The organism is Streptomyces sp. NPDC003036 (assembly GCF_040611175.1).
Lineage (GTDB): Bacteria > Actinomycetota > Actinomycetes > Streptomycetales > Streptomycetaceae > Streptomyces.
This window is the reverse complement of sequence record NZ_JBEXNO010000032.1, coordinates 1-12,095: the sequence shown is the minus strand read 5'-3', so window position 1 is coordinate 12,095 and position 12,095 is coordinate 1. Positions and strand designations below refer to the sequence as shown.

General features: G+C 73.0%; 12 protein-coding genes. 9 read left to right on the top strand and 3 right to left on the bottom strand.

Features of this window, described 5'->3' with window-relative positions; translation table 11 throughout:
- Positions 1-7 precede the first annotated feature (7 nt).
- From ABZX67_RS22795 to ilvD, 4 genes are all read left to right on the top strand, one after another.
- Positions 8-940 carry a Ppx/GppA phosphatase family protein gene (locus ABZX67_RS22795; protein ID WP_355362986.1) on the top strand — a complete coding sequence of 311 codons (933 nt, stop codon included), beginning with the start codon at positions 8-10 and terminating at the stop codon, positions 938-940.
- A gap of 23 nt (positions 941-963) precedes the next feature.
- A complete protein-coding gene (locus ABZX67_RS22790) occupies positions 964-1,791 on the top strand; it encodes a sugar phosphate isomerase/epimerase (RefSeq protein WP_355362984.1) in 828 nt (275 codons plus the stop codon).
- A complete protein-coding gene (locus ABZX67_RS22785) occupies positions 1,788-2,432 on the top strand; it encodes a TetR family transcriptional regulator (RefSeq protein ID WP_355362982.1) in 645 nt (214 codons plus the stop codon). Before ABZX67_RS22790 ends, ABZX67_RS22785 begins: the two co-directional genes overlap by 4 nt.
- A 102-nt stretch (positions 2,433-2,534) precedes the next feature.
- The gene (gene ilvD, locus ABZX67_RS22780) at positions 2,535-4,388 is read left to right on the top strand and encodes a dihydroxy-acid dehydratase (RefSeq protein ID WP_355362980.1); all 1,854 of its coding nucleotides are present in this window, start codon (positions 2,535-2,537) and stop codon (positions 4,386-4,388) included.
- Here the strand turns inward: ilvD and ABZX67_RS22775 are convergent, their stop codons facing one another.
- Positions 4,389-6,461, bottom strand: coding sequence for a serine/threonine-protein kinase (locus ABZX67_RS22775; RefSeq protein ID WP_355362978.1), 2,073 nt, complete (start codon positions 6,459-6,461; stop codon positions 4,389-4,391).
- 225 nt (positions 6,462-6,686) lie between these two features.
- On the opposite strand from ABZX67_RS22775, the gene ABZX67_RS22770 reads away from it, so the two are divergent.
- The 4 genes from ABZX67_RS22770 to ABZX67_RS22755 all read left to right on the top strand — a co-directional run bounded on the left by ABZX67_RS22770 (position 6,687) and on the right by ABZX67_RS22755 (position 9,263).
- Positions 6,687-7,034 (top strand): SH3 domain-containing protein, encoded by a 348-nt coding sequence (locus ABZX67_RS22770; RefSeq protein WP_355362976.1) that lies wholly within the window; start codon positions 6,687-6,689, stop codon positions 7,032-7,034.
- 34 nt (positions 7,035-7,068) lie between these two features.
- Positions 7,069-7,578: a hypothetical protein gene (locus ABZX67_RS22765; RefSeq protein ID WP_355362974.1), complete on the top strand. Its 510-nt coding sequence runs from the start codon at positions 7,069-7,071 to the stop codon at positions 7,576-7,578.
- Between the two features lie 84 nt (positions 7,579-7,662).
- Positions 7,663-8,529: an ABC transporter ATP-binding protein gene (locus ABZX67_RS22760; RefSeq protein WP_355362972.1), complete on the top strand. Its 867-nt coding sequence runs from the start codon at positions 7,663-7,665 to the stop codon at positions 8,527-8,529.
- Positions 8,526-9,263, top strand: a complete 738-nt coding sequence (locus tag ABZX67_RS22755; RefSeq protein WP_355362970.1) for an ABC transporter permease — start codon at positions 8,526-8,528, stop codon at positions 9,261-9,263. The genes ABZX67_RS22760 and ABZX67_RS22755 overlap by 4 nt, the downstream gene beginning before the upstream one ends.
- On the opposite strand, the gene ABZX67_RS22750 is transcribed toward ABZX67_RS22755, so the two are convergent.
- Positions 9,260-9,574, bottom strand: a complete 315-nt coding sequence (locus ABZX67_RS22750; RefSeq protein WP_355362968.1) for a hypothetical protein — start codon at positions 9,572-9,574, stop codon at positions 9,260-9,262. The two genes, ABZX67_RS22755 and ABZX67_RS22750, sit on opposite strands and share 4 nt — an antisense overlap.
- Positions 9,575-9,744: 170 nt before the next feature.
- On the opposite strand from ABZX67_RS22750, the gene proC reads away from it, so the two are divergent.
- A complete protein-coding gene (gene proC, locus ABZX67_RS22745) occupies positions 9,745-10,554 on the top strand; it encodes a pyrroline-5-carboxylate reductase (RefSeq protein WP_355362966.1) in 810 nt (269 codons plus the stop codon).
- Between the two features lie 24 nt (positions 10,555-10,578).
- On the opposite strand, the gene trpS is transcribed toward proC, so the two are convergent.
- Positions 10,579-11,577 carry a tryptophan--tRNA ligase gene (trpS, locus tag ABZX67_RS22740; protein WP_355362964.1) on the bottom strand — a complete coding sequence of 333 codons (999 nt, stop codon included), beginning with the start codon at positions 11,575-11,577 and terminating at the stop codon, positions 10,579-10,581.
- Positions 11,578-12,095 lie beyond the last annotated feature (518 nt).

The window sequence follows — 12,095 nt, the reverse complement described above, 5'->3', positions numbered from 1 at the left end:
TCCTTCCATGAGACTCGGAGTCCTCGACGTCGGTTCGAACACGGTGCACCTGCTGGTCATGGACGCGCACCCCGGCGCCCGCCCCCTTCCCGCCCACTCGCACAAGGCGGATCTGCGCCTCGCGGAACTGCTCGACGCCGACGGCGCGATCGGCCCCGAGGGCATCCAGCGCCTGGTGACCATCACCGCCGACGCCGTGCACATCGCCGAGGACAAGGGCTGCGAGGAGGTCCTCCCCTTCGCGACCTCCGCGATCCGCGACGCGTCCAACGCCGACGAGGTCCTCAAGCGGGTCCGCGAGGAGACCGGCGTCGAGCTGACGGTCCTGACCGGCGAGGAGGAGGCCCGCCTCACCTTCCTCGCCGCCCGCCGCTGGTTCGGCTGGTCCGCCGGGAAGCTGCTGCTGCTCGACATCGGCGGCGGCTCGCTGGAGATCGCGTACGGCATGGACGAGGAGCCCCACGCGGCCGTCTCCCTGCCGCTGGGCGCCGGACGGCTCACCGCCGGATGGCTGCCCGGCGACCCGCCGGCCCCCGACGACGTGAAGGCGCTGCGCCGCCACGTCCGCACGGAGATAGGCCGCACGGTCGGCGAGATCGCCCGCTTCGGTCCGCCCGACCACGTCGTCGCGACGTCGAAGACGTTCAAGCAGCTCGCCCGCCTCGCCGGCGCGCCCGGCTCCGGCGAGGGCCTGTACGCGCAGCGCGTGCTGAGCCGTACGTCACTGGTGGAGTGGGTCCCCAAGCTCGCCGCGATGACCGCCGAGCAGCGCTGCGCCCTGCCCGGCGTGTCCGAGGGCCGCGCCCGCCAGCTGCTGGCGGGCGCGCTGGTCGCGGAGGGCGCGATGGACCTGTTCGGCGTCGAGGAACTGGAGATCTGCCCGTGGGCCCTGCGCGAAGGCGTGATCCTGCGCCGCCTCGACCATCTCCCAACCGCCTAGTCGGGCCCCGTACCCTGTCACTCGTGGCAGATCCGTCGGAAACAGTGGTGCGCATCCCGGAGGCGAAGGTCGCGCTCTCGACGGCCTCGGTGTATCCGGAGTCGACGGCGACGGCCTTCGAGGTCGCCGCGCGCCTGGGCTACGACGGCGTGGAGATCATGGTGTGGACCGACCCGGTCAGCCAGGACATCGAGGCGCTGCGCCGGCTCTCGGACTACCACCAGGTGCCGATCCTCGCCGTCCACGCGCCGTGTCTGCTGATCACCCAGCGGGTCTGGTCCACCGACCCGTGGGTGAAGCTCCAGCGCGCCCAGGCGGCGGCCGAGAAGCTCGGCGCGTCGACCGTCGTCGTCCATCCGCCGTTCCGCTGGCAGCGCCAGTACGCCCGTGACTTCGTCACCGGCATCTGGCGGATGGCGAACGAGACCGATGTCCGCTTCGCCGTGGAGAACATGTACCCGTGGCGCTACCGGGACCGCGAGATGCTCGCGTACGCGCCCGAGTGGGACGTCACCAAGGACGACTACCGCCACTACACCGTGGACCTCTCGCACACCGCGACCGCCCGCGTGGAGGCGATGGACATGGTCGCCCGCATGGGGGACCGCCTCGGGCACGTGCACCTGGCCGACGGGCGGGGCTCGGCGAAGGACGAGCACCTGGTGCCGGGGCGCGGCACCCAGCCGTGCGCCGAGCTGCTGGAGTACCTCGCCCGGTCCGGTTTCGACGGGCACGTCGTCATCGAGGTCAACACGCGGCGCGCGATGTCCGCCGCCGAACGCGAGGCCGACCTGGCGGAGGCGCTCGCCTTCACCCGGCTGCACCTGGCCTCCTCCGCGCGTACGCCGTGAGCGAGCGGCCCAGGCGGCGGGGGCGCCCGCCACGGGACGCCGCCGCCGAAGGACCGGGCGCCCGCGAGCGGATCCTCGAAGCCGCGCGCGCCGAGTTCGCCGCCCGCGGGTACGACAAGACGTCGGTGCGCGGCATCGCCAGGTCGGCGGGCGTGGACCCGGCCCTCGTCCACCACTACTTCGGTACGAAGGACGACGTCTTCGCCGCCGCCATCGAGATGTCCTTCGAGCCCGCCCTGGTCGTGCCGGCCGTGCTGGGCGCGGGCCCCGAAGGCGTCGGCGAGCGGCTCGCCCGCACGTTCCTCGGTGTCTGGGAGAACCCGGCGACCCGCGCGCCCCTGCTGGCGATCCTCCGCTCGGCGCTGACGCACGAGGCGGCCGCCACCGTGCTGCGCGGCTTCGTCCTGCGGCGGCTGCTGGAGCGGGTGGCGGGCGAGCTGCGCGTACCGGACCCGAAGTTCCGGGCCGAGCTCGCGGCCTCCCACATGATCGGGATCGCGATTCTGCGGTACGTCGTACGCGTCGAGCCGCTGGCCTCGGCGGACCCGGAGCGGATCGTGGCCATGGTGGCGCCCGCGCTCCAGCGCTACCTGACCGAGGAGATCGAGGCGACGGAGGCGACCGGGGAGACCGAGGCGTGAGCCGGGCGTCCCACTCTCCGGACGTCATGTCCAGATCTTGGAGACACCGCGTACGCTCGAAGAAGACACCTCTTTGTCCTCTTCGTTAAGGAGCGAGCGACGATGCCCGAGCTGAGGTCCCGCACCGTCACCCACGGCCGCAACATGGCGGGCGCCCGCGCCCTGATGCGCGCCTCCGGTGTACCCGGTGCGGACATCGGGCGGAAGCCGATCATCGCGGTCGCGAACTCCTTCACGGAGTTCGTGCCCGGCCACACCCACCTCCAGCCGGTCGGCCGGATCGTCTCCGAGGCGATCACGAAGGCGGGTGGCATCGCGCGCGAGTTCAACACGATCGCCGTCGACGACGGCATCGCCATGGGCCACGGCGGCATGCTCTACTCCCTGCCCTCCCGCGACCTGATCGCGGACAGCGTCGAGTACATGGTCGAGGCGCACTGCGCCGACGCCCTGATCTGCATCTCCAACTGCGACAAGATCACCCCGGGCATGCTGATGGCCGCCCTGCGCCTCAACATCCCCACCGTCTTCGTCTCCGGCGGCCCGATGGAGGCCGGCAAGGCCACGCTGGTCGACGGCACGGTCCGCACGCTCGACCTGGTCGACGCCATCTCCGACGCCGCCAACGACAAGATCTCCGACGCCGACATCCTCCGCATCGAGGAGAACGCCTGCCCGACCTGCGGGTCCTGTTCCGGCATGTTCACCGCCAACTCGATGAACTGCCTGACCGAGGCCATCGGCCTCTCCCTCCCCGGCAACGGCTCGACCCTGGCCACCCACACGGCCCGTCGCGCCCTGTACGAGAACGCCGCCCGCACGGTCGTCGAGCTGACCGACCGGTACTACGCCCAGGGCGACGAGTCGGTCCTGCCGCGCAACATCGCCACCTTCGCGGCCTTCGAGAACGCCATGGCCCTCGACATCGCCATGGGCGGCTCCACCAACACGATCCTGCACCTGCTGGCCGCCGCCCAGGAGGCGGGCGTCCCCTTCGGCCTGGAGGAGATGGACGCCGTCTCGCGCCGCGTCCCGTGCCTGGCCAAGGTCGCGCCCAACGTCGGCAAGGACCGCACGTACTACATGGAGGACGTGCACCGCGCCGGCGGCATCCCCGCCCTCCTCGGCGAGCTGCACCGCGCCGGGCTGCTCAACGAGGACGTGCACTCCGTCCACAGCCCCTCCCTCGCCGACTGGCTCAAGACCTGGGACGTGCGCGGCGGCTCGCCGTCGCCCGAGGCCGTCGAGCTGTGGCACGCCGCGCCCGGCTGCCGCCGGTCCGCCGAGGCGTTCTCGCAGTCGGAGCGGTGGGACTCGCTGGACGTGGACGCCGCCGAGGGCTGCATCCGCTCCGCCGAGCACGCGTACTCCAAGGACGGCGGTCTGGCCGTCCTGCGGGGCAACCTCGCCGTCGACGGGTGTGTCGTGAAGACCGCCGGTGTCGACGAGTCGATCTGGACCTTCGAGGGTCCGGCCGTCGTCTGCGAGTCGCAGGAGGAGGCCGTCGAGAAGATCCTTAACAAGCAGGTCAAGGACGGCGACGTGGTCGTCATCCGCTACGAGGGCCCCAAGGGCGGCCCCGGCATGCAGGAGATGCTCTACCCGACGTCCTTCCTGAAGGGCCGCGGCCTCGGCAAGACCTGCGCCCTGGTCACCGACGGCCGCTTCTCCGGCGGCACGTCCGGCCTGTCGATCGGCCACGCCTCGCCGGAGGCGGCGAGCGGCGGCACGATCGCGCTCGTCGAGGACGGCGACCGCATCCGCATCGACATCCCGAGCCGCGGCATCGAGCTGCTCGTCGACGATGCCACGCTGGCCGCCCGCCGCGAGGCGCTGGGTGGCGTGTACGCGCCGAAGAACCGCGAGCGGAAGGTGTCGGCGGCGCTGCGCGCGTACGCGGCGATGGCGACGAGCGCCGACAAGGGCGCGGTGCGCGACGTCACCAAGCTCGGCTGATCACCAGGCGCTGGGGTTCTTCGTCTCCACGGCGAAGACCGACCCGTCCGGCGCGGTCGCCACGACCGCGCCGCCGTCGGCGGTGACGAGGGGCGCGGGCAGGGAGGCGGCGTAGCCGAGCCTCCCGCCGCGCAGCCTCGGCTCGGTCTGGCCGAGCACCGCCGCGCGCGCCGTGTCGACGGCCAGCAGCCTGCCGTCGGCCGCCGTGAAGTACAGCCGCCCGCCGTCGGCGGCCACCACCGGCCGGGACACCCGGCCCGTGGACGTCTCCAGCTGCCACAGCTCCTTCGCCTGCGTCGGCTCCGTGTCGACGGCGACGAGCGTGCCGCTGCGCGCCAGCAGATACGCCGTGTCCCCGTCCACCGCGACCTGCGGCTCCGCCATGGGGAACGGCAGCGGTACGCGGTGGACGGCGCGCCCCTGCGGCTCGTACCGCACCAGCGCGTCCGTCTGGGAGTCGCGGTCCCGCGACGTCAGGTGCAGTACGCCGCCGGACGTCGTGCCCACCGGAGTCAGGTGCCCGTCCAGCCGCCGCTGCCAGACGACGGAACCGTCCCCCGGCCGCACCGCGCTGACGAGCGTGCTCGCCCCCGTCCCCGCGACCTCGAAGGCGTACACCAGACCCGTCTCCGCGCTGTACGGGCCGAAGCGCGGGTGGGCGTGGCCGCGCAGCACGTGCTGCCAGCGCGTCCGCCCCGTCGCCCCGTCGACACCCTTGACCTTGCCCGACGGTGCCGCGAAGAGCACCGTGTCCCCGGCGTGGTGGACGTCGCCGCCGTACGCGGAGAGGTCGGCGCTCCACGCGGGCGTGCCGTCGTCGGCCGCGTACGTACGGAGGGTGCCGTGCGCGACCGTGTGCACCAGGCCCCCGGACACGACCGGCTGGACGGGCTCGACGGCCCCGGACGCCTCGCCGTCCGCCGCGTTGCGCGACCAGACGACCCGCCCGTCGCGCGGGTCGAGCCGGGCGAGGCCGCTGCCGCGCGCCGCGCAGTACAAGGCGCCGTCCGCGTACGCGCACACGGGCGCCGCGTCACCACCGGACGTGCCCAGCGGCGCACGCCACGGCGAGAAGGAGGCCACCGCCCCGGCGGCCTCGGCGGTCCGGGGCGCCGTCGTCTGACTCGAACCGCCGCTCAAGCCCCACAGCGTGCCGCCACCGCCCGCGACGAGCGCGACGACGGCGGCCGCGGCGAGGGGCCACCGGGCGCGACGACGGCGAACCGGTTCCTCTGAGGCCGGTCCTTCCGGAAGCGGTCCTTCTGCAACCGGTTCGGCCGGAGCCGGCTTCGCGGCCGGAGGCTCCCGGCGGCGCTGGGCCGGTATGAACGCGGTCGCCTCGTACGAGGGCGGCCGCAGCTCCGACATGATCTCGTCCGGCGTCGGCCGGTCGGCCGGCTCCTTGGCCAGGCAGCGGCCGACGAGCGGCACGAGGTCGGCGGGTACCCCGGCCAGGTCCGGCTCGTCGTGGACCACCTGGTACGCCACGATGTACGGGCTCGCGTCGTCGAACGGCCCCCGCCCGGTCGCCGCGTGCACCAGGACCGAACCGAGCGCGAACACGTCCGCCGCCGGGCCGACCTCCCTCGGTCGCTGGAACTGTTCGGGCGCCATGTAGGGCGGCGACCCGATCAGCTTGCCGGTCTCCGTGCGCAGGTCGCTGTCGACGGGCCGCGAGATGCCGAAGTCGATGACGCGGGGTCCGGTGTCGGTGAGCAGGACGTTGCCGGGCTTGAGGTCGCGGTGCACGACACCGGCGCGGTGGATGTCGCGCAGCGCCTCCGCGAGACCGGCGGTCAGCCGGCGCAGCTCGGCGGGGGCCAGGGGGCCGTTGCGCTTCACCTGGGCGGCGAGCGTGGGGCCGGGCACGTACAGCGTGGCCATCCACGGCCGCTCGGCATCCGGGTCGGCGTCCACGACGGGCGCCGTGAAGGCGCCGCTCACCCTGCGGGCGGCGGCCACCTCCTGCCGGAAACGGGCCCGGAACTCCGGGTCGGCGGCGTACTGCTCGTGCACCACCTTCACCGCGAGGCGCAGTCCGGACGCCGACCGGGCGAGGTGTACGACGCCCATCCCGCCCGCACCGAGACGTGCTTCCAGGCGGTACTGACCGGCGTATCCCGGCACCGGCGGCATCGCCCACCCCCGTGGTCCCCGTCGATATTCGGCCGCGCATGCGACGCACGGAGCCTAGTCGATGGTGCGGCCGATGGCGGTGGGGCTTGCTAGCCTGCGCGTCGCACAGCGTGAAGCCCTGCGCAACGCAGCTCACCACAACGGGGAAGGGCCACAGCCCACATGGAAAACACCACCGAGACCACCGGGACCACCACCGGGACCATCGAGTCCGCGGGGGCCGTCGAGACCGCCGCGACGGAGGCGTTCGCCGCCGCCGACGTCGTCCGCTACCCGATCGCCCCCGGCCACCGGGTCAACGTCCGCTCCGGCCCGGGCACCCAGTACCGCATCATCCGGACCCTCCCGTACGACGTGAGGGTCCCGGTCTACTGCCAGAAGCCCGGCGAGCGCATCACCGGCCCGTACGGCACCACCGCCCTCTGGGACAACATCGCGGACGGCGAGTTCGTCTCCGACGCGTACGTGAAGACGGGCACCGACGGGTACGTCGCACCGCGCTGCTCCTGACCGCCGTACCGCCGCTCCGGCGATAATCGAGCCCGTGAGCGACGACGAGACAGGCCAGACAGACAAAACGATCGCCGGGCCGCGGCCCGAACCCCTCCGTTTCTTCGGTACGACCTGGGTCGACCACGACGGCGGGTACGGGCTGCGGCGCGCCGGTGCCGCCGCCGGCTCGCTCGCCGCCGCCGTCGCGGGCGCCCTCGTCCTCCGCTTCGCCTACCAGGGCCTGGCCATCGCCGACGTCGGCGGCTTCGTCAACGGCCTGGTCGTCGTCATGTTCGCCGTCTGCACGGCCATCGCGTTCAGCAGGACGTGGCAGGGCTTCACGCGCCGCCCCGCCGACCCCTCCCGGGAGGACGCGCTCCGCAGCCTCAAGGCGATCGGCTTCATCGGCTCCCTCCTCGCCTACTTCTTCCGCTCCCTCACCGAGGCGCCCGGCGAGAAGCTGGCGCGCGCCGAGTACGAGACGGCCCGCGCCCAGTACGAGAAGCGCCGCGCCACCCGCGCCGGCAACCCCGCCGCCCGCAAGCGCAACAAGCGGAAGTAGCCGGCACCAGCACCAGCATCGGCACCAGCACCGGACCACGACGAGCCCTTGACGGGTCCTCCCGCGCGCGCAACTATTCATCACATGGTGAATAACCACTCCGGTGCTGCCGTCGAAGCCCGTGGCCTCACCGTCGTCCGCGGCCCCCGCACCGTCCTGCGCGGCCTCGACTTCGCCCTGCCGCCCGGGCGGATCACGGGCCTCCTCGGCCCCTCCGGCTGCGGCAAGTCCACCCTCATGCGCGCCATCGCCGGTACCCAGGCCAACGTCACCGGCACCCTGACCGTCCTCGGCCGCCCCGCCGGCGACCCCGCCCTGCGCGCCCGCGTCGGCTACGTCACCCAGGCCCCTTCCGTCTACGACGACCTCACCGTCCGGCAGAACCTCGACTACTTCGCCGCCGTCCTCCGGCCCGGCCGCGACCACCGCGACGCCCGCGCCGCCTCCGTCGCCCGCGCCCTCGCCGACGTCGACCTCACCACCCACGCCGACGCCCTCGCGGGCCGGCTCTCCGGCGGCCAGCGCAGCCGCGTCTCCCTCGCCGTCGCCCTCCTCGGCACGCCCGAGCTCTCCGGCGGCCAGCGCAGCCGCGTCTCCCTCGCCGTCGCCCTCCTCGGCACGCCCGACCTGCTCGTCCTCGACGAGCCGACCGTCGGCCTCGACCCCGTCCTGCGCCGCGACCTGTGGCAGCTCTTCCACCGCATCGCCGCCGAGCGGGGCACCACGATCCTCGTCTCCTCCCACGTCATGGACGAGGCCGAACGCTGCCACCGCCTGCTCCTCCTGCGCGACGGCGCCCTGCTGGCCGACGACACCCCCGACGCCCTGCGCCGCCGCCACGAGACCCGGACCGTCGAAGAGGCCTTCCTCCGCCTCGTCGACGCCGCCGACGCCGCCAACGCCGTCGAGGCTGCCGATGCGGCCGACGCCCGCCAGGAGATCCCGCGATGAACGGCTCCCGCACCCTCGCCACCGCCGCCCGCGTCCTGCGTCAACTACGCCACGACCCGCGCTCCCTCGCCCTGATGCTGCTCGTCCCGTGCCTGATGCTCGTGCTCCTCCGGTACGTCTTCGACGGCAGCCCCCGCACCTTCAACTCCATCGGCGCCTCGCTGCTCGGCATCTTCCCGCTGATCACGATGTTCCTGGTGACCTCGATCGCCACCCTGCGCGAACGCACCTCCGGCACCCTGGAACGCCTCCTCGCCATGCCGCTCGGCAAGGCGGACCTCATCGCCGGCTACGCCCTCGCCTTCGGCTTGCTCGCCGTCGTCCAGTCGGCCCTCGCCACCGGCCTCGCACTCTGGCTCCTCGGCCTCGACGTCGTCGGATCCCCCTGGCTCCTGCTCCTGGTGGCGCTCCTCGACGCCCTGCTGGGCACCGCGCTCGGTCTGTTCGTCTCGGCGTTCGCCGCCTCCGAGTTCCAGGCCGTCCAGTTCATGCCGGCCGTGATCTTCCCGCAGCTCCTGCTCTGCGGCCTGTTCACCCCGCGCGACCGGATGCAGCCGCTCCTGGAGGCCCTCTCGAACGTGCTCCCCATGTCGTACGCCGTCGACGGCATGGTCCAGGTCCTCCACCACACCGACATGACCGCCGACTTCGTCCGGGACGCCCTGGTCGTCGCCGCCTCCGCCCTCCTCGTCCTCACCCTCGGCGCCGCCACGCTCCGCCGCCGCACCGCCTAGGGGGTGGACGGGGGCGCTGTCCGGTGAGGAGCGGGCTGCGGGGGCCGCGGAACCGCGGGAGGCGGATGCGGAGACGCCGTACGGAGCGGCGGAGGCGGCGGCGGGGGATGGGGCGCGCCCTGCCCGCCCACCGCCGCCGCGCCGAGCACCGCCACCGTGACCAGCCCGGCCCCCACCGCCCGTCTGTGCCTGGCCCGCACCTCGTGCGGCCGCCGCACCTCACCACCCGTACGGCCCAGATCCCGCAGGACGAACCGCAGTTCGCCCCCCTCACCGTCGTCCGACACGCCACCCGACAGGTCACCGGACACGACCGTCCTCCTTCCCGCCCACCAGCCGCCCGGTAGGACCGCCGCCGCGACCATTCGGTTCCGGCCCACCCGGGCGCCCACGCCGTACCGCTCCTCGGACACCCCACCCGCCCCACCGCCCCTGGTGCGAGGATGGCCCCACGTACTCCCCCGGCGAGGTGAACAGAGCCATGACCCAGACAGTCGCAGTCCTCGGCACCGGCAAGATCGGCGAAGCCCTGCTCAGTGGCATGATCCGCGCGGGCTGGCCGGTCGAGCACCTCCTCGTCACCGCCCGCCGCACCGAACGCGCCGAGGAGCTGCGCACCCGCTACGGCGTCGAGCCCGTCGGCAACGCCGACGCCGCCAAGCGCGCCCACACCCTCATCCTCGCCGTCAAGCCGCAGGACATGGGGAAGCTCCTCGACGAACTCGCCCCGCACATCGCCCCCGACCGCCTGGTCATCAGCGCCGCCGCCGGCATCCCCACCTCCTTCATCGAGGAGCGCCTCGCCGCCGACACCCCCGTCGTCCGGGTCATGCCCAACACCCCCGTCCTCGTCGACGAAGGCATGTCCGTGATCTCGGCCGGCAGCCACGCCACCCAGGAGCACCTCGTCCACGCCGAGGAGATCTTCGGCGGCGTGGGCAAGACCCTGCGCGTCCCCGAGACCCAGCAGGACGCCGCCACCGCCCTCTCCGGCTCCGGCCCGGCGTACTTCTACTACCTGGTCGAGGCCATGACCGACGCCGGCATCCTGCTGGGCCTGCCCCGCGCCCAGGCCCACGACCTGATCGTCCAGGCCGCCATCGGCGCCGCCGTCATGCTCCGCGACAGCGGCGAGCACCCGGTCAAGCTCCGCGAAGCTGTGACCTCCCCGGCCGGCACCACGATCAGCGCCATCCGCGAGCTGGAGAACCACGGCGTACGAGCCGCCCTGATCGCGGCCCTGGAGGCGGCCCGCGACCGCAGCCGCGAGCTCGCCTCCGGCAACGGCTGACGACCGAAGCCCGGGAGGGCGCCGTCAGGCGGCGGGCAGCAGCCCGATCGCCCGGTAGGCCCGGTCCACCACGGGCCTGGCCATCGCCCGGGCCCGCTCGGCACCCTCCCTCAGCACCCCCTCCACATATCCCGGATCGGCCACCAGCTCCGCGTGGCGCTCCCGCAGCGGCCGCAGCAGCTCCACCACCGCCTCGGCCGTGTCCTTCTTGAGCGCCCCGTACGACGCGTACCCACCGGCCAGCACCTCCGGGTCCCCGCCGGTGCACGCCGCCAGCACATCGAGCAGGTTCGCCACCCCGGGCTGGGCGTCCCGGTCGTACGCCACCTCCCGCCCGCTGTCCGTCACCGCCCGCAGGACCTTCCGCCGCACCACGTCCGGCTCGTCGAGCAGATAGACGATCCCGGCCCCGTTCTCGTGCGACTTCCCCATCTTCGACGTCGGGTCCTGCAGGTCCCTGACCCGCGCCGCGACCGCGGGCCGCGTCACCTTCGGCACGGTGAACGTGTGCCCGTACCGCTGGTTGAACCGCACGGCCAGATCCCGCGTGAGCTCCACGTGCTGCGCCTGGTCCTCACCCACCGGCACCTCGTCGGTCCCGTACGCCAGGATGTCCGCCGCCATGAGCACCGGATACGTCAGCAGCGACACCCGCACGCTCTGCCCGGCCGCCCGCGCCAGCGTCCCCTTCTCCTTGTACTGGATCATCCGCCGCAGCTCCCCGTCGTACGCCGTGCACTCCAGCAGGTACGACAGCCGCGCGTGCTCGTCCACGTGGCTCTGTACGAAGAGGGTGCAGCGCCGCGGATCGAGCCCCGCCGCCAGCAGCAGGGTCGCCGCCTGCCGACTGAGCCGCCGCACCCGTGCCGGATCGTGCTCGACGGTGAGCGCATGCAGGTCCACCACGCTGAACAGGGCCTCGGCCCGGTGCTGCTCCACCTCGACCCAGCGCCGTACGGCCCCGAGGTAGTTGCCCAGCGTCAGGTGCCCCGTCGGCTTGACCCCACTGAAGATCCGCGTCATCGCGCTCTCCCCTTCTCTTCCTCTGATGGAGGCCGCCACCACCTGCGGCCGACCCCCACCGGGAGGGAGAAACGCGAACGGCCGCCGAGGCGGCGGCCGTTGAGTGCATGCGTGTGTGCCGGCCGCCGTCAGGCGGCCCACCACTGGAGGTTGCACACGCGCGTTGTCATGCCTCCAGACTACGTGGCCGGACCCGGGTTGACACGGGTTTGCGGGATCCGTAGTGTTCTCCGAGTTGTCCGACGTGAGCGCCGACTCCGGTCGGTCCCCGGACAGCCATTCCGCAAGAACCACTCCAGGCGAGCGACGCCGTACCTACGTCGTCGTTTCGTTTTTCCGTGCGCTTTTGCGAAATGCAGGATCCGCGTTCGAATGAACGCAGCCCGATTAGCGTCGGGGCAAGGGATTCGCTAAAGTCTCACTCGTCGGAACGGCCCAACGGGTCGGGAAGACAATCCCGCTGACTGGGAATCAGGCCCGAAAGGATCTGATAGAGTCGGAACCGCCGGAAAGGGAAA